At 70.8% G+C, this 21522-nt stretch carries 24 protein-coding genes; 14 read left to right on the top strand and 10 right to left on the bottom strand.

What is annotated here, in order from left to right; genetic code table 11:
• Positions 1-52: 52 nt before the first annotated feature.
• The 6 genes from rpsK (at position 53) to BM140_RS13735 (ending at position 4710) form a co-directional block, all read left to right on the top strand.
• The gene (gene rpsK / locus BM140_RS13760; protein WP_003597118.1) at positions 53-442 is read left to right on the top strand and encodes a 30S ribosomal protein S11; all 390 of its coding nucleotides are present in this window, start codon (positions 53-55) and stop codon (positions 440-442) included.
• Positions 443-474: 32 nt separating this feature from the next.
• Positions 475-1356, top strand: coding sequence for an MBL fold metallo-hydrolase (locus tag BM140_RS13755; protein ID WP_091947063.1), 882 nt, complete (start codon positions 475-477; stop codon positions 1354-1356).
• Positions 1357-1434: 78 nt separating this feature from the next.
• Positions 1435-2472: a DNA-directed RNA polymerase subunit alpha gene (locus tag BM140_RS13750; RefSeq protein ID WP_171015565.1), complete on the top strand. Its 1038-nt coding sequence runs from the start codon at positions 1435-1437 to the stop codon at positions 2470-2472.
• Positions 2473-2708: 236 nt separating this feature from the next.
• Positions 2709-3122 (top strand): 50S ribosomal protein L17, encoded by a 414-nt coding sequence (gene rplQ / locus BM140_RS13745; RefSeq protein ID WP_091947056.1) that lies wholly within the window; start codon positions 2709-2711, stop codon positions 3120-3122.
• 261 nt (positions 3123-3383) lie between these two features.
• The gene (locus tag BM140_RS13740) at positions 3384-3848 is read left to right on the top strand and encodes a MarR family winged helix-turn-helix transcriptional regulator (protein ID WP_244535427.1); all 465 of its coding nucleotides are present in this window, start codon (positions 3384-3386) and stop codon (positions 3846-3848) included.
• A gap of 400 nt (positions 3849-4248) precedes the next feature.
• On the top strand, positions 4249-4710 hold the full coding sequence (locus BM140_RS13735) for an NUDIX hydrolase (RefSeq protein WP_091947053.1): 462 nt from the start codon (positions 4249-4251) through the stop codon (positions 4708-4710).
• 6 nt (positions 4711-4716) lie between these two features.
• Here the strand turns inward: BM140_RS13735 and BM140_RS13730 are convergent, their stop codons facing one another.
• From BM140_RS13730 to BM140_RS13715, 4 genes are all read right to left on the bottom strand, one after another.
• Positions 4717-5649: an ABC transporter ATP-binding protein gene (locus tag BM140_RS13730; RefSeq protein ID WP_091947051.1), complete on the bottom strand. Its 933-nt coding sequence runs from the start codon at positions 5647-5649 to the stop codon at positions 4717-4719.
• 19 nt (positions 5650-5668) lie between these two features.
• Positions 5669-5962 carry a hypothetical protein gene (locus tag BM140_RS13725; protein ID WP_091947159.1) on the bottom strand — a complete coding sequence of 98 codons (294 nt, stop codon included), beginning with the start codon at positions 5960-5962 and terminating at the stop codon, positions 5669-5671.
• A 137-nt stretch (positions 5963-6099) separates the two neighbouring features.
• Positions 6100-6327: a hypothetical protein gene (locus tag BM140_RS13720; protein WP_091947047.1), complete on the bottom strand. Its 228-nt coding sequence runs from the start codon at positions 6325-6327 to the stop codon at positions 6100-6102.
• Between the two features lie 238 nt (positions 6328-6565).
• Positions 6566-7087 carry a thermonuclease family protein gene (locus tag BM140_RS13715; protein WP_244535426.1) on the bottom strand — a complete coding sequence of 174 codons (522 nt, stop codon included), beginning with the start codon at positions 7085-7087 and terminating at the stop codon, positions 6566-6568.
• A gap of 338 nt (positions 7088-7425) precedes the next feature.
• On the opposite strand from BM140_RS13715, the gene BM140_RS13710 reads away from it, so the two are divergent.
• Positions 7426-7683 carry a hypothetical protein gene (locus BM140_RS13710; protein ID WP_131803834.1) on the top strand — a complete coding sequence of 86 codons (258 nt, stop codon included), beginning with the start codon at positions 7426-7428 and terminating at the stop codon, positions 7681-7683.
• Positions 7684-7837: 154 nt separating this feature from the next.
• On the opposite strand, the gene BM140_RS13705 is transcribed toward BM140_RS13710, so the two are convergent.
• Positions 7838-8074, bottom strand: coding sequence for a hypothetical protein (locus BM140_RS13705; protein WP_131803832.1), 237 nt, complete (start codon positions 8072-8074; stop codon positions 7838-7840).
• A gap of 181 nt (positions 8075-8255) precedes the next feature.
• On the opposite strand from BM140_RS13705, the gene BM140_RS13700 reads away from it, so the two are divergent.
• The 4 genes from BM140_RS13700 (at position 8256) to BM140_RS13685 (ending at position 12222) form a co-directional block, all read left to right on the top strand.
• Positions 8256-8630, top strand: a complete 375-nt coding sequence (locus tag BM140_RS13700) for a hypothetical protein (RefSeq protein WP_091947156.1) — start codon at positions 8256-8258, stop codon at positions 8628-8630.
• 125 nt (positions 8631-8755) lie between these two features.
• Positions 8756-9997, top strand: a complete 1242-nt coding sequence (locus BM140_RS13695; protein ID WP_091947035.1) for a GGDEF domain-containing protein — start codon at positions 8756-8758, stop codon at positions 9995-9997.
• A 125-nt stretch (positions 9998-10122) separates the two neighbouring features.
• Positions 10123-11121 (top strand): phosphatase PAP2 family protein, encoded by a 999-nt coding sequence (locus tag BM140_RS13690; RefSeq protein ID WP_091947032.1) that lies wholly within the window; start codon positions 10123-10125, stop codon positions 11119-11121.
• A gap of 48 nt (positions 11122-11169) precedes the next feature.
• Positions 11170-12222: an alginate O-acetyltransferase AlgX-related protein gene (locus tag BM140_RS13685; RefSeq protein WP_091947029.1), complete on the top strand. Its 1053-nt coding sequence runs from the start codon at positions 11170-11172 to the stop codon at positions 12220-12222.
• On the opposite strand, the gene BM140_RS13680 is transcribed toward BM140_RS13685, so the two are convergent.
• Positions 12149-13036, bottom strand: a complete 888-nt coding sequence (locus BM140_RS13680; RefSeq protein ID WP_091947026.1) for a YihY/virulence factor BrkB family protein — start codon at positions 13034-13036, stop codon at positions 12149-12151. The two genes, BM140_RS13685 and BM140_RS13680, sit on opposite strands and share 74 nt — an antisense overlap.
• A 146-nt stretch (positions 13037-13182) precedes the next feature.
• Here BM140_RS13680 and BM140_RS13675 point away from each other — a divergent pair, with 146 nt between their 5' ends.
• Positions 13183-14058 carry a DMT family transporter gene (locus BM140_RS13675; RefSeq protein ID WP_091947023.1) on the top strand — a complete coding sequence of 292 codons (876 nt, stop codon included), beginning with the start codon at positions 13183-13185 and terminating at the stop codon, positions 14056-14058.
• Positions 14059-14192: 134 nt separating this feature from the next.
• Positions 14193-15884 (top strand): acyl-CoA dehydrogenase family protein, encoded by a 1692-nt coding sequence (locus tag BM140_RS13670; RefSeq protein WP_091947020.1) that lies wholly within the window; start codon positions 14193-14195, stop codon positions 15882-15884.
• Between the two features lie 245 nt (positions 15885-16129).
• Here BM140_RS13670 and BM140_RS13665 read toward each other — a convergent pair whose 3' ends face one another.
• The 3 genes from BM140_RS13665 to BM140_RS13655 all read right to left on the bottom strand — a co-directional run bounded on the left by BM140_RS13665 (position 16130) and on the right by BM140_RS13655 (position 19532).
• Positions 16130-17803 carry a formate--tetrahydrofolate ligase gene (locus BM140_RS13665; protein ID WP_091947017.1) on the bottom strand — a complete coding sequence of 558 codons (1674 nt, stop codon included), beginning with the start codon at positions 17801-17803 and terminating at the stop codon, positions 16130-16132.
• Positions 17804-17982: 179 nt separating this feature from the next.
• On the bottom strand, positions 17983-19266 hold the full coding sequence (aptA, locus tag BM140_RS13660) for an omega-aminotransferase AptA (protein WP_091947153.1): 1284 nt from the start codon (positions 19264-19266) through the stop codon (positions 17983-17985).
• A gap of 44 nt (positions 19267-19310) precedes the next feature.
• Positions 19311-19532, bottom strand: coding sequence for a heavy-metal-associated domain-containing protein (locus BM140_RS13655; RefSeq protein ID WP_091947014.1), 222 nt, complete (start codon positions 19530-19532; stop codon positions 19311-19313).
• A 229-nt stretch (positions 19533-19761) separates the two neighbouring features.
• On the opposite strand from BM140_RS13655, the gene BM140_RS13650 reads away from it, so the two are divergent.
• Entirely contained in the window at positions 19762-21249 is a 1488-nt protein-coding gene (locus tag BM140_RS13650; protein WP_091947011.1) for an EAL domain-containing protein, read from the top strand.
• On the opposite strand, the gene BM140_RS13645 is transcribed toward BM140_RS13650, so the two are convergent.
• The gene (locus tag BM140_RS13645) at positions 21250-21501 is read right to left on the bottom strand and encodes a hypothetical protein (protein WP_425287062.1); all 252 of its coding nucleotides are present in this window, start codon (positions 21499-21501) and stop codon (positions 21250-21252) included.
• Positions 21502-21522 lie beyond the last annotated feature (21 nt).

Raw genomic sequence — 21522 nt, 5'->3', positions numbered from 1 at the left:
AATCCCGAGCGCCTGGTGTTACGGGCGTGATTGAAGGACCAGCGAGAAAAAGATGGCCAAGGAACCGACCCGCGTCCGCCGGCGCGAACGCAAGAACATCGTCTCGGGCGTGGCGCACGTCGCCGCCTCGTTCAACAACACGATGATCACCATCACCGACGCCCAGGGCAACACGATCTCGTGGTCGTCCGCCGGCGCCATGGGCTTCAAGGGCTCGCGGAAGTCGACCCCGTACGCCGCCCAGGTCGCCGCCGAGGACGCCGCCCGCAAGGCTTCCGAGCACGGCATGCGCACCCTCGAGGTCGAGGTGTCGGGCCCCGGTTCGGGCCGTGAGTCCGCGCTCCGCGCGCTCCAGGCGGCGGGCTTCACCGTCACCTCGATCCGCGACGTGACCTCGATCCCGCACAACGGCTGCCGCCCGCGCAAGCGTCGCCGCGTCTGATCGTTCGGAGCCACGACGAAACGGAGAAGCCCATGGCGGACGGTTCGAACAAGCCCCTACCCGGCGTGCTGCGGTGGAGCATCGGCGACCTCACGGTCACGGCGCTCAACGACGGCTGGTTCCAGGGCTCGCTCGATCTCGTCACGGGCATCTCGCACGAGGAGGCCGGCGCGCTTCAGCGCGCGGGCTTCCGTCCCGAGGCTCCGGTCGTGACGCTCAACGCGTTCCTGATCACCGGCGCCGGCCGCAAGCCGGTGCTGATCGACTCGGGCTACGGCCATTTCGGCCCCGAGACCATGGGCCGGGTGCCCGCCGCCCTCGCTCTGGCCGGCGTGAAGCCGGAGGAGATCGAGACGGTGCTCCTGACCCATCTCCACCCCGACCATGCGGGCGGGTTGGTGAAGCGGGACGGCTCGGCGGCCTATCCGAATGCCGAGCTCGTGGTGCATGCCGACGAGGCCGCCCATTGGCTTCCCGACGCGGCGTTCTCCCGCGCCCCCGACGAGGCCAAGCCGTATTTCGAGAACGCCCGCAAGGCGGTCGCGCCCTACGGCGCGCGGCTTCGCCGGCACGAAGGCGGCGAACTGGTGCCCGGCATCACCGCCGTTCCGCTCCCCGGCCACACCCCCGGCCATTGCGGCATGCGGATCGTGTCTGGGGACAAGTCGCTCTTCATGTGGACCGATGTGGTGCACATGCCGGCGATCCAGTTCAAGCAGCCCGAGGCCGGCGTCGCCTTCGACGTCGATGGCGAGCAGGCGCGGGCGACCCGCAAGCGCGTCCTCGACGAGGTCGCCACCGAGAAGAGCCTGATCGCCGGCTCGCATCTCGAATTCCCGGCCCTTGGGCACGTTGCCCGCGAAGGCTCGGGCTACAGCTTCGTCCCCGTCCTCTGGGTCGGCGGCGAGGGCTAGACGTTTCAGGGACCGGCCGGGCGCCCCAGCGGTGCGCCCGGCCGGCCGAAGCGCTTCCGGGACGCCGGCGGCGCGGGTTTGGCAAGAGGTAGGACCGTGGTCATTCAGAAGAACTGGCAAGAGCTGATCAAGCCGAACAAGCTCCAGGTGTCGGCCGGCGACGATCCGAAGCGGGTCGCCACCGTGGTGGCCGAGCCGCTGGAGCGCGGCTTCGGCACGACGCTCGGCAACTCGCTCCGCCGCGTGCTGCTCTCCTCGCTCCAGGGCGCGGCCGTCACCTCCGTCCAGATCGACGGCGTGCTGCACGAGTTCTCCTCGATCCCCGGCGTGCGCGAGGACGTGACCGACATCGTCCTCAACATCAAGACGATCGCGCTCCGCTCGCAGACCGACACCCCCAAGCGCATGACGCTGCGCAAGACCGGCCCCGGCCTCGTCACCGCGGGCGACATCGCCGTGACCGGCGACGTGCAGGTTCTGAACCCCGACCTCGTGATCTGCACGCTGGACGACGGCGCCGAGATCCGCATGGAATTCACCGTCGCCACCGGCAAGGGCTACGTCCCGGCCGAGCGCAACCGTCCCGAGGACGCGCCGATCGGCCTGATCCCGGTCGATGCGCTCTACTCGCCGGTGACCAAGGTCAGCTACCGCGTCGAGACCACCCGTGAGGGCCAGGATCTCGACAAGGACAAGCTGACCATGACGGTCGAGACCAACGGCGCGATCTCGCCGGAGGATGCGCTCGCCTACGCCGCGCGCATCATCCAGGATCAGCTCCAGGTGTTCGTGAACTTCGAAGAGCCCCGCAAGGAAGAGGCCGCGCCGCTCGCGCCGCAGCTCCCCTTCAACCCGGCTTTGCTCAAGAAGGTCGACGAGCTGGAGCTGTCGGTCCGTTCGGCGAACTGCCTGAAGAACGACAACATCGTCTATATCGGCGACCTCATCCAGAAGTCGGAGGGCGAGATGCTGCGCACCCCGAACTTCGGCCGCAAGTCGCTCAACGAGATCAAGGAAGTGCTCGCCGGCATGGGCCTGCACCTCGGCATGGACGTTCCCGGCTGGCCGCCGGAGAACATCGAGGATCTCGCCAAGCGCTTCGAAGAACACTACTGAGGGGGCGAAGCCGCCCCTGGCTGGACTGGGCGGCGCTGCACGGTGCCGTCAGTTTGGCCGATCCGACCCGATGCTGTGCCGCCGGGTCGGCGCGACCTCTCGCTCCAGCGAAGCCGGGGCGGGCACTCCCAGAAGAATCCCGCCGCGGGGTCAAGCGGACAAACGAAGAGCCGCATTGAGCGGCACCGGTCGGCCCTTGGCACGGCGGCCGGATCACAACGGAAAGGCCCGATACCATGCGTCACGCTTACCGCGGTCGCCGCTTCAACCGCACCGCCGAGCATCGTAAGGCGATGTTCGCCAACATGTCCGCCGCGCTGATCAAGCACGAGCAGATCATCACCACCCTGCCCAAGGCCAAGGACCTGCGTCCGGTCGTCGAGAAGCTGATCTCGCTCGGCCGCACCGACAGCGTCCACGCCCGCCGCCTGGCCATGGCGCAGATCCGCGACGCCGACATGGTCAAGAAGCTCTTCACGGTGCTGGGCCCGCGCTACCAGTCGCGTCCGGGCGGCTACTGCCGCATCATGAAGGCCGGCTTCCGCTACGGCGACAACGCCCCGATGGCCGTCATCGAGTTCGTGGACCGCGACGTCGACGCCCGCGGCAAGGATTCCGGCCCGACCCAGGTCGAGGCCGACGCGGCCTGAGCCCGCTTCGACAATCGAGAGATGCGGGAAGGCGGCCGGGAGGCCGCCTTTTTGCATATTGACCGCCGATGGCGGATGATACGGCGTGAGCCGGCGGAAAGTCCGGGAAAAACCGACAGTGGCGCGATCGCGCATGTTCCCACCGGTCTATCATCCGTTATCGTGTTTCCGGCGTGATTGGGTCCGGTCCGTCGCCGTCGAGGCATTCGCCTCGGTCACGCAGCCGGTCGAAAGGCTATGGCGAACGGCATGGTGTGCGTCGTGAATGCTCCCAAGGAGACCGCAGGGATTCTCAAGGACCCGCTGCTCCTCGACAACCAGCTCTGCTACGCCCTCTACGCCGCTGCCCACCGGATGACGAAGTCGTACCGGCCGATGCTGGAACGGATGGGCCTGACCTACCCGCAATATCTCGTCCTGCTGGTGCTGTGGGAGAGCGACGGCATCACCGTCTCCGAGATCGGCCGGCGCCTGCGCCTCGATTCCGGGACGCTCACCCCGGTGCTCAAGCGCCTAGAGAGCAGCGGCTTCCTCAGCCGCAGCCGGCGCCTTTCCGACGAGCGCGAGGTCGAAATCTCCCTCACCGACGAAGGCCGCGCGCTCCGGGCCCAGGCCGTCGCCGTGCGCCAATCCGTGATGTGCCAGCTCAACATGTCCGAGCCGGAGATCCAGGCGATGCGGGCCGATCTCAACGCCCTGATCGAGAACCTGAGTACCGGCGGCTGATTTTTTTCGCGCGTATCAGGACGCCGTGATCCAGAGCTTCGCAGCATCCGGAGGGGCGCTTGGCCGGACGGAGCCGCATCCTCCCACGCCGTCGGACCGCCGGGACACCGGCGCGAAATGCAGGGCTCGCCGCGGCGCGATCCCGCTCGGGTGACAAAGCCTGCGACCAATACGGTCCGAAATGCTTTGCCGGTTCATTTTCTCTTGAGACCCCTCCCCCGGTTCCGTTAGGGGAGCGCGTCACCTCTTGCTGCAGCGCGGTGTGCGTGTTCGGGGGCAACGTCGTGCCGACCTGTCATCATCGCGTCAAACGCCGTGGTCCTTGTCCCCTCACCAAGGGGAAGGACATGCAGGCGGGGAGAGGGTGCGAACCGCGCCGGTTGCGGGACGTTGCACGACCATGACGGCCGGTCCCATCGAGAACGGCCGGGACGCGCGGCCTCAGGTCGGCGTCCTGCCGATGCGGCGGACGCCCGAGGGCGGCACCGAAGTGCTGCTCGTGACCTCCCGCGAGACCCGCCGCTGGATCATCCCCAAGGGCTGGCCGATGAAGGGCCGCAAGCCGTTCGAGGCGGCCGCCCGCGAGGCTTACGAGGAGGCCGGCATCCTCGGCCATGTCGGCAAGCGGCCGATCGGCTTCTATCTCTATGAGAAGCGGCTGAAGAACCGCGACGCGGTCCTGTGCCAGGTCACGGTCTTCCCCCTCGACGTGCGCAAGCAGTTGAAGAAATTCCCCGAGCGCGGTCAGCGCGAGGCGCGCTGGTTCTCGCTGTCCGATGCGGCGGACGCGGTGATCGAGGCGGGGCTCGCCGGTCTGATCCGCGCGGCGGGCAATCGCGACCCGAAGAAGAGCAAGCGCTGATTCGTTTCAGGCGTCGGGCAGCCGGGCGGCGTCCCGCACCGCGTCCAGGGTGAGCGTGCCGGAGCCCGCGGCGAGCCGCGTCGTCCCGGTCGCCAGCATCCGGTCGAGGGCCTCCCGCACACTCGCCTCCGGCGCGATCGCCGGCAGGGGAGGGGCCGCCGGCTCCGGCGAGGCGAGGTCGCGCACCCGCAGCCGCTCCAACCGCCGCAACGCCCGCGTCCCGCCCAGGAAATTCTCGACGAAGCCGTCGGCGGGGGCGGCGAGCAGGCGCTCCGGGGGGCCGGCCTGAGCGAGACAGCCGTCGCGCATCAGCGCCACGGTATCGCCCATCCGCATCGCCTCGCCGAGGTCGTGGGTCACGAGGATCACGGTCTTGCGGAGCGAGCGGAGGATCGCGCCGATCTCCTCCTGCAGCCGGTCGCGGGCGACCGGATCGACGGCGCCGAACGGCTCGTCCATCAGCAGGATCGCCGGGTCGGCGGCGAGGGCGCGGGCGACGCCCACGCGCTGGCGCTGCCCGCCGGACAATTCGGCGGGTCGGCGGTCCCGGTATCGGGTAGGATCGAGGCCGACGAGATCGAGCATCGCATCGACCCGTTCGGCGATCGCGGCCCGCTTCCAGCCGAGCAGGCCAGGCACGGTGGCGACGTTCTGCCCGACGCTGCGGTGGGGAAACAGGCCGACGCCCTGGAGCACGTAGCCGATGCCCCGGCGCAGGCTCGTGGGGTCGGTTTCGGCCACGTCGCGGCCCCCCACCAGCACCCGCCCGCCATCGGGCTCGACGAGGCGGTTGACCATCCGGAGCGTCGTGGACTTGCCGCAGCCGGACGGCCCGATCAGGGCGCAGGTCGTGCCCTCGGCGACCGTGAGGTCGAGGCCGGCAACGGCCGGGCGGTCGGCGCCGGGATAGCGCTTCGTGACGCCCTCGAACCGGATCATGCCGCCGGACGCCGCGCGATCAGCAGCCCTTGCAGATCGAGCCCATCGTCCGGTTCATCTTGGCGTCCCAGGCCTTGTCGCGCGCGCGGGCGGCGCGCTGCGCCTTCAGCATCTGCTCCTGAGAGGCGGTCGAAAGCTGGCCCGGCGCCGTGATTCCGCCGGCGGCGGGCGCGGGCGGCTTGGTCTGGCCGGTGGCGGTCACGCTGCGACCGGTCGGGGTGACGCGCGGATCGGCCGCCCCTTGCGCCTGGGCGGCGCCGGCCCCGATCAGACCGGCGAGCAGGAGGGCGGCGGAAACGGTGGGGCAACGCATCGTGGTGATCACTCCTGAGGCCTGCGCCGCCGGCAGCATTCCCGAGGAAGGGCACCACCGCTGCGCCCGGCGGACCGGACGTCTCTTTGCGCGAGGCACCTAGGTGGCACCGCGCCGGCTCCCCCGCAAGCGGTCCCTCAGTCTCGGTCGAAGTCGATGCTGTCCCGGCCGCAGGCCGGATCGTCGTTGCGGTGGAGCCGCAGCGTCAGGGTCTCGTCCGCCCGGTCGCCGATCTCGTCGATCAGGGCCTGCCAAGCTTCGGGCAGGGGCGTAGCCGCGTCGGCGTCCAGGCTGCGTCCGAGGTCATGGCCGAGCTTGTGCAGCACCAGCCGGGAGCGGAAGCCGAAATCCTGTTCGATCGACATGGGCGGATCCTCGCTGACGTCTTCGGGTGACGGTGGCTCCTCAGTCCGGTGCGACCCGACGGTTCGCGCCCCTCGCTCCCGCCCGGCGGCCCCGGATCGGTCCAGCTCACGCGGCGGATATGGCCGATCGGCGGCAGGGCGGGGGGCTCCGACGGATTTTCGGCCGGTGTGGCAGATCAGCAATTGTCGTGCCCATGGCGGCCTCACCGGAGCGGAGCCGGGCGCCCCGCCGGGCCCGTCACGGCGTCTCGGGCTTGTTGGCGTCGGCCACCGCGTTGGAGCGGTTATAGGCGCTGCGCGGGCGGTTGGTCGGATCCTCGAAGGAGCCGGCCCAGAGACCCCGCCGCTTGCCCCAGGCCAGCGTCTCGGCGCCGACATAGGCCGCCTGGCCGCGACGGCGATCGGCCATGGCGAGGCCCTTCTCGGCCAACCACGCGCTCAGATCTTCCTTGTCCCGCAGGCAGACCGAGACGGCACGGCCGTAATCGTCGGTCTCGCGCACGCGGCAGGTCACGGTCGCCTCGCGCAGGTGCGCGGCGAGCGACTTGGCCGCCACCGTTCCGCACGCGTAGGATTGCGCCTTGCCGTCGAGGCAGGTCTGCTTGAGGCCCGGTGCCGCCACGCCGTAGAGCCCGATCACCCGCCCGGCGACGACGAGCGTGTCGCCGTTGAGAACCCGCGCCTTGCCGCTCACGCTGTCCGCGGCCCGGGCCTCGACCGACGCGGCCGCACTCGCCAGAAAGGCGAGGCAAGCGGCCACGACCGCACCGACCCCGAACGACCCTGTCTCTCGCATCCCATGCACCTCGCCACTGCCCGGCCGGGTCGCACGGATCCTTGCCGGACCCTGCGACTGCCGAACGCCTTCGCCCACGCCGCCCAGCCGGTGCCGCATCGGTGCGATCCGACCGGCCGGCGGCCACGCTCGTGGTCGATGCCGTAGGCAGATCTTATGCCGATTCTATGGCTGCGCTCGCCGCGCGTTCCCGCGGCGCGCACGCAACGCGCGGTTTCGTGTGTGCGAGGCCCCGGAACGCGACGGCTCCTGCCCTGTTGGTCCCGCATCGGAGAAGCATGGCGGGAGGCCGGGACAGGACGATGATGCACGACGCCGACCGCTTCTGCGACTGCCTCCATGGGGCCGAGGACCAACTCCACTGGGGCACGGACCCGCGGGCACTGGATCAGGCGGCGGAGGCCCTGGCGCGGTTCGAGCCCGGTCACGTCCTCGTCGAACAGCTCGCTCAGCGCGCCGCCGTCCTGCGCGCCACCCGCCGCGAACTCCTGCGCCTTAGCACGAGGCACTGCCCCATCTCCGCGCAGCCGCCGGCGCGGTTCTCCGTGGGCCGGATGTGAGCACGACGTCCGCAATGTCGTCGGATCGCCCTTTTCGGAACGCGACACGGCCCTAGCTTAGCTGTGTCGGCCGCTTTCGGGCGCCGTCCGTCCGCCCCCGCTCGACGGCTATGCCCCCAGTTCGTCGGGCGGGCGCGGATGCCGGGATGCCGCGTCAGCCGGCGGCGGCCATCCGGGGCCGCTCGTAATCCGGTGCCGCATCCGGGCGCGGCACGAAGGTCACGATGTTGTCGGGCGCCGTGGCGGCTTCCCCGAAGACCGCCCCGTTCAGGTCCGCGCCGCGGCCGACCGGGATGCTCACCCAGCGGACGATCCGCTCGCTGGCGCCGCGCTCGAACCGCCGGGTCAGCCGCCGACGCGCCCAGGCCGGCAGCCCTTCGAAATCCATCATGTTTGCCCCCATGACACAATCTTGAGCCCGAATCTCCGTTCGAGGCTGCGATGTTCAAGTTGTGCGCAGCTGTGAATACAATATGGCACGTGGGGAGAATGTCGGCCGTCGCCGGAGCGAGGCCCGGAAACATCCGCGGCACCGATCGTTGGCAGCCGTGACGCGGTTCGAGGAGGAGCGGATGACGGCGAGCGTGGCGGATCTGATGCGGGGGGCGGCCGCCGAGGCACGGCGGCTTGCCGCGACCTTCCCCGGCGCCGTCGCGAAGGACGATCTGCCCTGGCGGGTCGTCGCCGCCTTCGACGCCGACATCCGCGGCCATGTCGAACGCGACCGCCGCATCGAGGACGAGCGCGACCGCGTGTTGATCGCCGCCGTGACGCTGGCCGAGGTGCCGGGGGATGCCGACACCGAGGAGCGCGAGCGGGCACGCCGCGGCCTCGTCCGGGCGGTCGATTACCTGGAGGAGGCGGTGCTGCGCTTCGGCGTGCTCAACCGGGCGGCCGCCCGGCGCGGCTGCGGTGCGGCGGGCGATCCGGTCTCCGAACGGCCCTGACCTCCGGCACCGTCCGCCAGCGTTTTCGATCCATCGGCGCGCCGACGACCCCCGAGCCCTTTACGGCGGCGCGAAAATGCCGGACTAGTTCGGGACGGGCCGATCGGCCGCTTCCCGGCACCTTCATGCACGCCTCGATCGAAGCCGGCCTGCGCCGTCCCTGGTATCGCCTCCGCCTGCCGCCCGCGCTCGAGGCGCAGTACCGCGCGGAAACGCTGCACGGCAGCGGCTTCACGGTTCAGACCTGGCTCGCCGTCTTCGCGCTGTTCAACGTCCTGTCCCTGGTGATGGACCACGACGTGTTCGGCCCGGCAGCCTTCCATGTGCCGCTCGCCCTGACCCTGGGCGTGTTCTGCCCGGTGGCGCTCCTGGCGATCCTGTCGCTGCGCGGACGCCCGACCATGCTGCGGATGACCCTGGCGGCCTCGGCGACGGGGCTCGTCGACACCGCCATCGTCCTCAACAGCGCCCGCCTCGCTCCGCCCGCGCATACCGATACCTACATCCTGCTGGCCGCGATCGTGCCGCTCGTGGTCGGACTGATCGCGCCGCTGCCGTTCCGGCACGTGGTCGGCTACTGCTCCGCCTCCCTCGCGCTCTATGCCGGGCTGATCCTGGCCTTCGGTCTCGCCGGACCGGGCGAGACCGGAGTTCCGCTGCTGGTCTCCGGGCTGATCATCGTGCCGCTCAAGCTCGGTTACTCGCGGGAATGGGAGGCCAAGAAGATCTTCCTTCTCGGCCTGCGCGAGAAGCTCCAGGCGGAGGCCCTGGCTCTGGCCAACGCGCGGCTGACCATCCTGTCCGAGACCGACTCGATGACCGGGTTGGCGAACCGCCGCCACTTCTCCGCATGCATCGAGCGGGCCTGGAAGGCGAGCGCCGAGGAGGGCGAATGGCTCGGCGTCCTCCTGCTCGACATCGATCACTTCAAGCTCTTCAACGACACGGCCGGTCATCCGGCGGGCGATAGCTGCCTCATCGCGGTCGCGGGGGCCCTCGGTGCGGCGGTCGAGGCGCGGGGCGGGTTTGCGGCCCGCTACGGCGGCGAGGAATTCGTCGCCTTCCTGCCCGGTACCGATCTGTCCGGGGCGATCGAGGCGGGTGAGGCGATCCGGGCCGCCGTCGCGCGGCTCGCACTGCCCCATCCCGGCCTGTCGAAGGGGGCGATGCTCGCAGTGAGCGTCGGCGCCACCGCGGCCTACGGCGCGACCCGCGCCTTCGGCGTGACGGCGGACGACCTGCTCAAGGCCGCCGACCTCGCGCTCTACGCCGCCAAGGCCGGAGGACGCGACCGCGTCGAGGCGCTGCCCCCCGCGGCCAACACCAACCGCCCCGAAGACGGTGCCGCGGCGGCGGAAGCGCCCTGAGGGCGCGCTCCCGGGCGCGCGTCCGCGGCTTGCCGAAATCGCCAAGCTCGGCGGACCTCGCCGGGCGGCTCGCGTGTTTGCTCCCGAGGGAACCCCTCCAGGGAATCGACGGGAGCCGAGGGCGGATGCTGCTCGATGTGGAACGCGCGGCGGGCGCCCGGTGCCTCCCCGTGGAAGGGAAGGCGGAAGGGAACGCACAAGGGATCGGCTCGGCCCGCGAGGCGGAGAGCCGGCGGCGACCGCGCCTCACCGCCGGCCTCGCCGCACCGGGCCGGGGCTTCTGGGGGATCGCCGCCGGGATCGGCGCGCTCGATCTCTTGGGCATCGCCTGGACGGGGCTTCGGGTCGAGCCTCTCGGCTTCCTCGCGGCCCTCGGTGCGGTCCTCGTGCTGCTCGCCGCCGCCTTCCTGTGCAGCGCCCTGCGGGAGCCGAAGCTCAGGGCGATGGCCCTGGCGAGCGCCTACCTGATCGCCGTCACCACGGGGCTGGCGGTGCTGCACGTGCTCGCCGCGATGCCGGCCCTGCCGCTCGCCGACGAAACCCTGGCCGGCATCGAAACCGCCCTGGGCTTCGACGGCCCGGCCTATCTCGCCTTCCTCGCCGCGCATCCGGACCTCGCCCGCGTCCTCGCGCTCGCCTACCATTCGAGCGGACCGCAGATCGGGCTCGTCGTCGTCGTGCTGAGCGCCGTGGGGCGCACCGGGCGGCTCTGGGCCTACGCCCGCCTGTTCACCCTTGCGCTCGCCGCCTGCATCCTCGTCTCAGCCTTCGTCCCCGCGGCGGGCACCTACGCGGCGGCGGCCGTGCAGGGCCGCCCCACGGGTGAACTCGAGACGGTCGGCGCGCTCTGGCACCTCGACATGCTGCAGGCGCTGCGCGACGGCCGCTTCCACACCCTCGCCCTGTTCGAGATTCGCGGCCTCGTCACCTTCCCGTCGTTCCATGCGAGCCTCGCGGTGCTGACCGGATGGGCGCTGAGGCCGGTGCCGGTGATCGGCCCGCTGGCGCTCCTCCTCAACGCAACCATCGTCGTCGCCGCCATCGGCGCGGGCGGGCATTACCTGCCCGACGTGATGGCCGGCGCGGCCCTCGCCTTCGCCCTGGTGGCGGCGCGGCGCCGATAGGCCGGCGGCCGATTGTCCTCGGGGCCTGCGTCCCGCTACAGCCGACGCATGACACGCGGGCTGCCTGCTTCACGGACGGGACCGACGCATCCCGTCGCCGATCCCTCCGCCGACGTGCACGAGGGGCGTGACGGCTGGCTCTTCCTCACCTGGGGCACCAACAGCGTCCTGGCGCAGTATGGCCGGCCCGGCCTTCCGCGCCGCCTGTTCTGGCGCTGGCGCCGGATCATCGCCGACCGGGTGCGGGCCTGCGCCCGGCTCGGCGCGACCTACGTTCACGTCGTCGCCCCGGAAAAGCTGACGGTCTACGGCGACCGGGCGCCCGACCTGTCCGTCGAACGCGCCCGCGCGCCGGTGCGGCGGCTCGCCCGCTGGCTCACCGCCTCGCGCGGCGCCCGCGCCTTCGTCGATCTCGACGCCGCCTTCCGCGCCGTGCGCGACGGGCCGCCGCTCTATCTGCGCACGGATTCCCACTGGACCCTGCTCGGCAGCGAGGTCGCCTACCGGGCGATCCTGTCGCGGATGGGGGTTGCTCCCCGGGACGATGTCGAGGCCCGGCGCACCGGCGGCGCCGTGCCGTTCTCCGGCGATCTCGGGCGCAAGTTCGAGCCGAACCGCTTCGAACTCGCGCCGGTCACCACCTTCGCGACCGGGGCGCGACGCGTTTTCGCCAACGATCTCCTCACCGAGCTGGAGGCGCAGGGGCGCGGCATCGAGGCCCATCTCGGCGCCCATGCGGTGTTTCGCAACGACGACCCCAAGGCCGATCCGCGCCGCCTCGTGATCTTCGGCGACTCGTTCTGCCAGCACACGAGCTACAGCCCCGTGGCGACGCTCACCGCCCTGATGGCCGACACCTTCGCCGAGGTCCATTTCCTCTGGTCGACCAGCATCGACTGGCCCTATCTCGAACGGGTGCGTCCCGATTTCGTGCTGGGCGAGATCGCCGAGCGCTTCATGATCGATCCGCCGCCCCGCGGCTTTCGCATCGAGCGGCTCGCCGAACTCGCCCGTGCGCGAAAGACGCTCACGGACGGGTCGCGGCCTCCGCCTGACGCGCCCGCATCCGCGCCTGGAGCCGCTGGCGCCGGGCCGCGATGACGGTGCCGTTCACTTCGCCCCCGAACAGGAACATCGCGGCGAGCCAGTAGAGGAAGACGAGGAACACCATCGCGGTCGCCAGACCCCCGTAGGTCGAGGCGTAGGCGTTGGAGAACCGGTCGAGATAGAAGCCGAAGCCGAGGCCGGCGAGGAACCACAGCACCAGGGTGACGCCGATGCCGGGCAGGACCGCGGCGAGGGAGCGGCGCCCGGCGGCGACGAACTTGTGGGCGATCACCAGCACCAGCGCGATCAGGAAGGCGGTGATGCCAATCCGCCCGATCGCCACGGTGAGCCCGAGCGGCTCCAGGCCGGGGGCCACGAACACGACCTGGCGCCACAGCAGCGGCCCGAGCACCACGAGCAGCGCGAAGGCCAGCATGGCGAAGGCGCCGCAGACGACGTAGCCGATCGATTCGAGCCGCGTGAGCCACCAGGGCCGCATCTCGCGCAGACCGTAGGCCCGGTTGAGCCCGACCCGCAGCGACTCGACGCCCGAGGACGAGAAGTAGAGCGCGAGCACGGCGCCGATGGTCAGCACGCCGCCGCGCTGCTCGGTGAGGATGCGGTGCACCTCGCCGACGATGGGTTTGGCCACCTCCCGGGGCACCGCGTCGAAGATCAGCGTTCCGGCCTCGTCGGCGAGCGACTTGGTGCCGAACAGGCCGGCGAGCGCGGCGAGCAGGATCAGGAACGGGAACAGCGAGGTCAGCATCGACAGCGCGATGTGGCTCGCGATCGCCCAGCCGTCATGGGCGACGAAGCGCTGCGCGGCGAGGCTCGCCACGTCGAGGATCTTTTTGGTGCGGCTCAAGGGGAGGGTGTTCTGGATGGGGCGAGGTGTCAGGCCTTCATACGGGCATTGGGGCCGGTCGCGTCAATCGCAGGCTCGTTCGGCCCGACGGCCGGGACGGGATGGCGGTTGCCTTCCCGCGCCGCCTGTGATGCGTGGCGCGGGCCATGCCCCCGTTCGTCACCGGGCTGATCCCGGCCGCCTTCGTCCTGATCTGGGCCTCGGGCTTCGTCGCCGCGCGCTACGTCGCGCCGCTCTCGGAGCCGCTGGTGTTCGTGGCCGCGCGCCTCTCCCTCGTCGCCCTGGTGCTCGCCGGCATCGCCGTGGCGCTCGGCGCCCGCTGGCCGCGGGATCGGCTTGGCTGGCGCGATGCGCTGGTCTCGGGCGTGCTGATGCAGGGCATCTACGTCGCCGGGGTGTTCTGGTCGGTCAAGCACGGGCTGCCCTCGGGGATCGCGGCGCTCGTCGGCAGCCTGCAGCCGCTGCTCACCGCCGCCGCGTCCGAGCCGTTGCTCGGTGAGCGGGTCGGCCCCCGGCGCTGGGCCGGCATCGGCCTCGGCTTCCTCGGGGCCGGGATGGTGCTGGCGCCCAAGGTCGGCCACCTCGATCCCGCCGGCATCCCGCCGGTGGCGCTGACCGTGTGTCTCGCCGCCATGCTGGCCATGACCGCGGGGACGCTGTGGCAGAAGCGCAAGGCGGCCAAGACCGATCTCGTCACCAACGCGGCGATCCAGTTCGTCGGTGGGGCGGCCTTCGCGGTGCCGCTGGCTCTCCTCGCGGGGGAGCCCTGGCCGACGGTCGGCCTGCCGCTGGGCATGGGCATGGCATGGTCCGTGCTGGTCAATTCGGTGGCCGGCATCCTGCTGCTGATGGCGCTGATCCGGCGCGGGGCGGTGGCGGGCGTCGCCTCGCTGTTCTTCCTCGTGCCGCCGGTCTCGGCGGCCATCGCCTACGCGATGTTCGGCGAGACGCTGACGCCGGTGCAGGTCGCCGGCATGGCGGTGGCCGCCGCGGGCGTCGCGGTGGCGAGCCGAAGTCGCTGAACTGCATGATGAATGCAGTTCGTCCCCGTCCCCGGTTTCATCCAAAGGTATAGGCTGCGGCAAAGAAAATCGACTACTGCGCCGTCGATCCTGCCTATAATAGACCTAACCCCATCATCGCGAGAGAGTGAGACATGGCCGCTTCCCCCGCCATTCAGCCCGCCAATGACCCGCAGGATTTCGTCGCCTTCGCCAAGGACGCCGCCGTCGGCGCCAAGGCGCTCGTCGCCGAGGCCACCAAGCGCGTGAAGGCGCGGGTCGCCGGTGCGGAAGGCAAGCTCGACGCGGGCAAGCTGGAGCGCGAGCAGCACGCCGCCCACGGTCTGGCTTGGCTCACCACCTACGGCGAGGCCGTGCGCGAACTCGCCGACTATGCCGAGCGCCTTCAGGGCGAGGGCAGCTTCGGCGAGACCGAGGCGCTGCTCGTGAAGATCGGCATGGGCGAATACCTCGACCAGATGTTCTTCGGCATCCCGATGAGCCAGGGCGAGATGGTGCGCCCCACGACCTCGCTCGGCTTCACGGCTTCCGAACTCGCCGGTTTCCGCACCGCGGCCATCGAGACGATCGCGGCCGAGGGCAACACCCCCGAGAACCGTGCGGCTTTGGTGGCGAAGATCCGTGAGGCGACCCGCTCGGGTGCCGCCACGATCGGCGCGTCCGGCCTCGACGAGGACATGGAGGCGATCCGTTCCGAGATGCGCCGCTTCGGCAAGGCCGAAGTGGTCGATCAGGCCCACGAATGGCACCTGAAGAACGACTACATCCCGATGGAGATCGTCGCCAAGATGGCCGAACTCGGCGTCTTCGGTCTGACGATCCCGGAGGAATACGGCGGCATGGGCATGCCCAAGGCCGCGATGTGCGTGGTCTCGGAGGAACTGTCGCGCGCCTATATCGGCGTCGGCTCGCTCGGCACCCGTTCGGAGATCGCCGCCGAGCTGATCCTGTGCGGCGGCACCGAGGAGCAGAAGCAGCGTTTCCTGCCGGGCATCGCGTCCGGCGACATCCTGCCGACCGCCGTGTTCACCGAGCCGAACACGGGCTCCGACCTCGCCTCGCTCCGCACCAAGGCGGTGAAGGACGGCGACGTGTGGAAGATCTCGGGCAACAAGACCTGGATCACGCATCCCGTCCGCGCCGACATCATGACCGTGCTGGTGCGCACCAAGCCCGAGGAGAAGGGCCATCGCGGCCTCTCCATGCTGATCGCCGAGAAGCCGCGCGGCACCGACGCTGAGCCCTTCCCGGTCAACGGCCTCACCGGCGGCGAGATCGAGGTGCTCGGCTACCGCGGCATGAAGGAGTACGAACTCTCCTTCGAGAACTTCGAGGTGCCCGGCGCCAACCTGCTCGGCGAGGTCGAGGGCAAGGGCTTCGCCCAGCTGATGCAGACCTTCGAGTCGGCCCGCATCCAGACCGCGGCCCGCGCCATCGGCGTGGCGCAGTCGGCCCTCGACATCGGCCTGCGCTACGCCGAGGAGCGGGTGCAGTTCGGCAAGGCGCTGGTGGAGTTCCCGCGCGTGGCCGACAAGCTCGCCATGATGGCGGTCGAGATCAACATCGCCCGCCAGCTCACCTACTTCTCGGCTCGCGAGAAGGACGAGGGCAAGCGCTGCGACCTCGAGGCCGGCATGGCGAAGCTGCTCGGCGCCCGCGTCGCCTGGGCGGCGGCGGACAACGCCCTGCAGATCCACGGCGGCAACGGCTTCGCCCTGGAGTACCAGATCAGCCGCGTGCTCTGCGACGCCCGCATCCTCTCGATCTTCGAGGGCGCGGCCGAGATCCAGGCCCAGGTCATCGCCCGCCGCCTGCTGGAGCAGTAAGCGCCCCGCGCGATTGTCGAAAAGGCCCCGCCCGGTGCTCCCGGGCGGGGCCTTTCTTTTGTGAGGTGGCTCGGTCGTCGCTCGAGGCGTCCATCGCGACGCGCGCATCGCCGATCCTACGAGGCCCTGCGCCACGACAGACGACCGCATCCGACCTGATCTCGTCAGGCCGGATGCGGCGTCGGGTCGATGGTTTCGCGGCTGTTTCCGACGAGACGGTATCCGTCTCGTCGGACATCGCTCCGCTAGAACAGCCCGTCGATCTGCCCGTTGGCGTCGAGCCGGATGTTGTCCGCGGCCGGGACCTTGGGCAGGCCCGGCATGGTCATGATCTCACCGCAGATCACCACGACGAAGCCGGCGCCCGCCGAGAGGCGCACGTCGCGCACCGAGACGAGGTGGCCCGAGGGGGCGCCCATCAGGGTCGGGTCGGTGGAGAACGAGTACTGCGTCTTGGCCATGCAGATCGGCAGGTGGCCGTAGCCGTCCTTCTCGAAGCCGGCGAGCTTGGTCGCGGCCTTCGATTCGATCTGGATGTCGGCCGCGCCGTAGAGCTTGGTCGCGATCGCCTTGATCTTGTCGGTGAGCTTGGTGCCGGTCTCGTAGGCGAAGGTCAGCGGCTTCTGCTCGCCCTCGGCGAGCTTCACCACGGCCTGGGCCAGTTCCTCGGCGCCCGCGCCGCCTTCCGCCCAGTGCTTGCAGGTGATGGCCTCGACCTGAAGCCGGTCGCGGCACAGCTCCTTGAGCTTGGCGTGCTCGGCATCGGTATCCTGGAAGAAGTGGTTCACGCCGACCACCACCGGCAGGCCGAAGCCCCGCACGTTCTTCACGTGGCGCTCGAGGTTGGCGAAGCCCTTCTCCAGGGCGTCGAGGTTCTCGCCCGCGAGGTCCTTCTTGTTGACGCCGCCATGCATCTTGAGGGCCCGGATGGTGGCGACGATCACCACGGCCGAGGGCTGCAGCCCGGTCTGGCGGCACTTGATGTCGAGGAACTTTTCCGCGCCGAGGTCGGCGCCGAAGCCGGCTTCCGTCACCGTGTAATCCGCGAGCCGCAGGCCGGTCTGGGTGGCGATCACCGAGTTGCAGCCATGGGCGATGTTGGCGAACGGGCCGCCGTGGATCAGGGCCGGGTTGCCCTCCAGCGTCTGCACGAGGTTCGGCTGCAGCGCGTCCTTCAGGAGCACCGTCATGGCGCCGGTGGCCTTCACCTGGGCCAGCGTCACCGGCTTGCGGTCGCGGGTCTCGGCGATGACGATGCGGCCGAGGCGCTCTTCGAGGTCGGCCAGATCCTTGGCGAGGCAGAACACCGCCATGACTTCGGAGGCGACGGTGATGTCGAAGCCGTCCTCGCGCGGGAAGCCGTTGGCGACGCCGCCGAGCGACTGGTTGATGGCGCGCAGCGCCCGGTCGTTCATGTCGACCACGCGGCGCCAGTGGATGCGGCGCACGTCGATGTTGAGTTCGTTCGCCCAATAGATGTGGTTGTCGATCAGCGCGGCGGCGAGCGAGTGCGCCGAGGTGATGGCGTGGAAGTCGCCGGTGAAGTGCAGGTTGATCTGCTCCATCGGCACGACCTGGGCCTTGCCGCCGCCGGCCGCGCCGCCCTTCATGCCGAAGCAGGGGCCGAGCGAGGGCTCGCGCAGGCAGGCCACGGTGCGCTTGCCGATGCGGTTGAGGCCGTCCGAGAGGCCGACCGTCGTCGTGGTCTTGCCCTCGCCCGCCGGCGTCGGCGAGATCGCGGTGACGAGCACCAGCTTGCCCTGCGGCTTGCCGTCGAGGGACTTGATGAAGCCGTGGTCGATCTTGGCGATGTGCTTGCCGTAATTGTGCAGCGCCTCGTCCGGGATGCCGATCTTGGCAGCGACCTCGGCGATGGGCTTCAGGGTCGCCGCGCGGGCGATCTCGATATCTGAGGGCATTTCCTTCACCGTCGTTTCTTGTGGCGTGAGCTTGAGCCCACGCCGAAAGCGCGGCCCGAGCGGGCGAACCCTACGGCCACGATAGAGCGTTCCGCGCAGTTTGGGCGAAGCCGAGGGGAAAAGCCTCTCGGAATTTTTTGAGAAACCCCAGCAACTTTCTTCAGAGGATGGGCGAAGCCTCAGGCCGCGGCCCGGATCGCCGCCCCGAGCCGTTCGACCAGCATCGCCACGTCGTCCGCGCCGACGATGAGCGGCGGCGACAGGGCCAGGGTGTCGCCGGAGATGCGCACGACGAGATCGTGGTCGTGGAAGGCGCGCTCCATGACGGCGAAGCCCCGCGCCCCCGGCCCGTCCGCGTGCGGCGCGAGGTCGATGCCCGCCGCCAACCCGCAGGTGCGGATGTCGAGGACGTGCGGCGCCGCGCGCAAGGTCATGACGGCCTCGGCGAAGACCGGCTCCAGGCGCTTCGCCCGCTCGAACAGGCCCTCGTCGCGATAGAGGTCGAGCGCGGCGAGCCCCGCCGCGCAGGCGAGCGGGTGGCCGGAGTAGGTGTAGCCGTGAAACAGCTCGATGGCGCGCTCGGGCCCCCGCATCAGCGCGGCGTGGATGTGCTCCGCCACGATCACCCCGCCCAGCGGCACCGCGCCGGAGGTGACGCCCTTGGCAAAGCAGATCATGTCCGGCGTCACGCCGTAGCGCTCGGCGGCGAATGCCGTGCCGAGGCGGCCGAAGCCGGTGATGACCTCGTCGAAGATCAGCAGCAGGCCGTGGCGGTCGCAGATCTCGCGCAGACGCTTCAGGTAACCCTTGGGGGGCGGCAGCACGCCGGTGGAGCCCGCCATCGGCTCGACGATGACGGCCGCGATGGTCGAGGCGTCGTGCAGCGCCACGATCCGCTCGAGATCGTCGGCGAGGTGCGTGCCCCATTCGGGTTCGCCGATGGAAAACGCCTGCTGCGCCCGGTCGTAGGTATGCGGCAGATGGTCGATGCCAGACAGGCCGTGGCCGAAAACCTTGCGGTTGTTGGGCAATCCGCCGACCGAGATGCCGCCGAAGCCGACGCCGTGATAGCCGCGTTCGCGCCCGATCAGCCGGGTGCGCCCGGCCTCGCCGCGTGCGTGGCGATAGGCCAGCGCGATCTTGAGGGCGGTGTCGACCGCCTCCGAGCCCGAATTGCAGAAGAACACGTGGTCGAGGCCGGCGGGGGCCAGCGCCGCGAGCCGGGCCGCGAGGGCGAAGGCGGGCTCATGGCCGAACTGGAACGGCGGCGCATAGTCGAGCCGGCCCGCCTGCGCGCGGATCGCCGCGACGATCGGCGCGCGGTTGTGGCCGGCATTGCAGCACCACAGGCCCGCGATCCCGTCGAGGATCCTTCGGCCCGAATTGTCCCGGTAGTAGAGGCCGTCGGCCTCGGCGATGAGGCGCGGCGCCCGTTTGAAGGCGCGATTGGCCGTGAACGGCATCCACCACGCGTCGCGGTCGTTGCGCGGGCCTCCCTCCACGGCGCTCAACCCGTCATCGCGGTGGCGGTGTAGCCGGCCTTCGTCAGCGCCTGCGCCACGTCCAGGCTCTGCGCGCGGGTCGTGGCGGTGACGCGGCCCGCCGTCACGTCCACGGCCACCCGGGCGGCGGGATCGAGCCGCTGGATCGTGCGGCGCACGGCGTTGGCGCAGCCCTCGCAGGTCATGCCCTCGACCCGCATCGTCAGTTCGATCGGCGTGTCGGCCATCGGCGGTCTCCTCCTCGTACCGTCCATGTTGTTCCGTGGGGCAGCGATGGCAAGCGGAGGGCGCGCCTTCCGAGCTTTGCACAGGGACAAGGCGATCGGCCGCCTTGCGGCAGCGGACGTGCTCGGCGACAGTGGTTTACGTAGTCCATGCGGGATGGCCCGAAGGTCGTCTCGTTCCGGGGAGGCCCGCGGCCCGAGGGCCGCCCGAGAAGAAGCGCGTCGAGAGACGGTGAAGACACCGACAGCCCCGACGATCGGCTCGCGCCGCACCCCCTGGATCCTCGGCCTCATCGTCGTCCTGATCCTCGTGCCGCTGGCCCTCTACGCCCCGCTCATGGCGGCGGCGGGCGTCTCCGGCCTGGCGGTCGTGAGCGGCTTTTTCCTGCGCCGCCGGCTCGTCGCGATGGCGGTTGCGCAGGAGGTCGTGAGCCGCGAGATCGGCGTGCTGTCGCAGCGGCTCGTGAAGCTGGAAGCGGTGGCCGCCGCGCTGGTCCAGACCCGGCATCAGGCGCCCCCCGCTGCCGCCGCACCGCCGCCCGCGCCGGGCGCCGCCCCGGAGACGGTCGCGGCCCTGGAGACGCGGCTGTCCTCCGGCATCGAGGAGGTGACGGCGGAGATCGGCCTGCTCAGCGGCATCGTGCGCGAACTCGCCGCCGTGGTGGCGAACCAGGACGGCGACATCGCCCGGGTCAAGGCGGTGCAGGAGCGGATGGCCCAGGATCGGATGAGCCAGGAGCGCGCCGCCCGGCCCGCCGCCCCGTCCGCGCCGATGGAGGCCGTTCCGTCGGCCCTCGCACCGGAGCCCGCCGCCCGCCTCGTGCCGCGCACCACCCTGCCGCCGCCGTCCCGGATCGAACCGCCTCCGCGCGACGCCGCCGCCGAAGCCGCGCTGGTCGAGGCCTTCGACGGCGAGGGGCTGGAGGTGTTTCTGCAGCCGATCGTCACCCTGCCGCAGCGCAAGGTGACGGCCTACGAGGCGCTGCCGCGCCTGAAAGTGGGCGCGGAGATCCTCGACCCGGAGCTGTTCCTGCCGGTGCTGGAACGGCACGGCCGCACCACGGCGCTCGACCGGCGCATGCTCCAGCGGGTCGCCACCATCGCCCGCCACTTGCAGGGACGCGGCAGCCCGGCGGCGGTGGGCTACGGGCTGACCCCGCATTCGCTGTTCGAGCCGGGGTTCCTGCGCTCGCTCGGGCGGCTCGTCGCCGACGGGCCGGACCTCGCGGGCCGCGTCGTGCTCGCCCTGCCGCAGACGAGCTGGCGCAATCTCGATGCCGAGCAGGCCGCCCTGCTGGCCGGGCTGAAAGGCCGGATCGGCTTCGTCATGGACCGGCCGAGCGATCTGCGTTTCGACGCAGTGGCTCTGGCCGAGCGCGGCATCTCTCAGGTCAAGGTGCCGGCGGGGCTGCTGCTGCGACCGCTGCCGCGCGAGGCGATGCCGGAGATCGCGCTGGAAGACCTCGTGACCTCGCTGTCGCGGGCGGGCATCCGGCTGGTAGTCACCGGCGTCGAGAGCGAGAGCGAGGTGCCGGACCTGATCGACCTCGACGTGCCGCTGGCGCAAGGCGCGGTCTTCGCCGCGCCGCGGGCGGTGCGGGCGGAGGTGCTGACCGAGACGAACGCGCCGAGCCCGGCACCGCCGCCCTCGCCCGACCCACCGCCGAGCCCCCCGCCGCAGCGCCGCCCGTTCCGGGATTTCTTGAGGCGCGCGAGTTGATCAGCCGGTCGCGGATTCGCGTTCCAGGCGGCGGCGCAGACGTGTTGCGCCGTAGACCTCGGCCAGCCGCTGGCGGGCGGCATGGACCGGCGGCGCCTGCCGCTCGACGCGGGCGGCGGCGATTACCAGAAGCGTGGTCGCGATGGAGTGATCGAGCCGCCCCTGCGCATGCGCGCGGTCGAGGACGTCGCCCGAGACTTGGCCGGACATTTGGCCGGACACACGCTCCGGCCGGAGATCGATGCTCGCCATGGTCAGCCCCTTCGGATCCGG

The organism is Methylorubrum salsuginis (assembly GCF_900114375.1).
GTDB classification, from domain to species: domain Bacteria; phylum Pseudomonadota; class Alphaproteobacteria; order Rhizobiales; family Beijerinckiaceae; genus Methylobacterium; species Methylobacterium salsuginis.
Note: the sequence above shows the minus strand (reverse complement) of the source record. Positions and strands in the feature narration are given on the sequence as shown.

Coding starts and splice junctions, on each gene's coding strand:
- rpsK (WP_003597118.1), top strand. CDS start 53: ATGGCCAAGGAACCGACCCGCGTCCGCCGGCGCGAACGCAAGAACATC.
- BM140_RS13755 (WP_091947063.1), top strand. CDS start 475: ATGGCGGACGGTTCGAACAAGCCCCTACCCGGCGTGCTGCGGTGGAGC.
- rplQ (WP_091947056.1), top strand. CDS start 2,709: ATGCGTCACGCTTACCGCGGTCGCCGCTTCAACCGCACCGCCGAGCAT.
- BM140_RS13735 (WP_091947053.1), top strand. CDS start 4,249: ATGACGGCCGGTCCCATCGAGAACGGCCGGGACGCGCGGCCTCAGGTC.
- BM140_RS13730 (WP_091947051.1), bottom strand. CDS start 5,649: ATGATCCGGTTCGAGGGCGTCACGAAGCGCTATCCCGGCGCCGACCGC.
- BM140_RS13725 (WP_091947159.1), bottom strand. CDS start 5,962: ATGCGTTGCCCCACCGTTTCCGCCGCCCTCCTGCTCGCCGGTCTGATC.
- BM140_RS13720 (WP_091947047.1), bottom strand. CDS start 6,327: ATGTCGATCGAACAGGATTTCGGCTTCCGCTCCCGGCTGGTGCTGCAC.
- BM140_RS13710 (WP_131803834.1), top strand. CDS start 7,426: ATGATGCACGACGCCGACCGCTTCTGCGACTGCCTCCATGGGGCCGAG.
- BM140_RS13705 (WP_131803832.1), bottom strand. CDS start 8,074: ATGATGGATTTCGAAGGGCTGCCGGCCTGGGCGCGTCGGCGGCTGACC.
- BM140_RS13700 (WP_091947156.1), top strand. CDS start 8,256: ATGACGGCGAGCGTGGCGGATCTGATGCGGGGGGCGGCCGCCGAGGCA.
- BM140_RS13695 (WP_091947035.1), top strand. CDS start 8,756: ATGCACGCCTCGATCGAAGCCGGCCTGCGCCGTCCCTGGTATCGCCTC.
- BM140_RS13690 (WP_091947032.1), top strand. CDS start 10,123: ATGCTGCTCGATGTGGAACGCGCGGCGGGCGCCCGGTGCCTCCCCGTG.
- BM140_RS13685 (WP_091947029.1), top strand. CDS start 11,170: ATGACACGCGGGCTGCCTGCTTCACGGACGGGACCGACGCATCCCGTC.
- BM140_RS13675 (WP_091947023.1), top strand. CDS start 13,183: ATGCCCCCGTTCGTCACCGGGCTGATCCCGGCCGCCTTCGTCCTGATC.
- BM140_RS13670 (WP_091947020.1), top strand. CDS start 14,193: ATGGCCGCTTCCCCCGCCATTCAGCCCGCCAATGACCCGCAGGATTTC.
- BM140_RS13665 (WP_091947017.1), bottom strand. CDS start 17,803: ATGCCCTCAGATATCGAGATCGCCCGCGCGGCGACCCTGAAGCCCATC.
- aptA (WP_091947153.1), bottom strand. CDS start 19,266: ATGCCGTTCACGGCCAATCGCGCCTTCAAACGGGCGCCGCGCCTCATC.
- BM140_RS13655 (WP_091947014.1), bottom strand. CDS start 19,532: ATGGCCGACACGCCGATCGAACTGACGATGCGGGTCGAGGGCATGACC.
- BM140_RS13645 (WP_425287062.1), bottom strand. CDS start 21,501: ATGGCGAGCATCGATCTCCGGCCGGAGCGTGTGTCCGGCCAAATGTCC.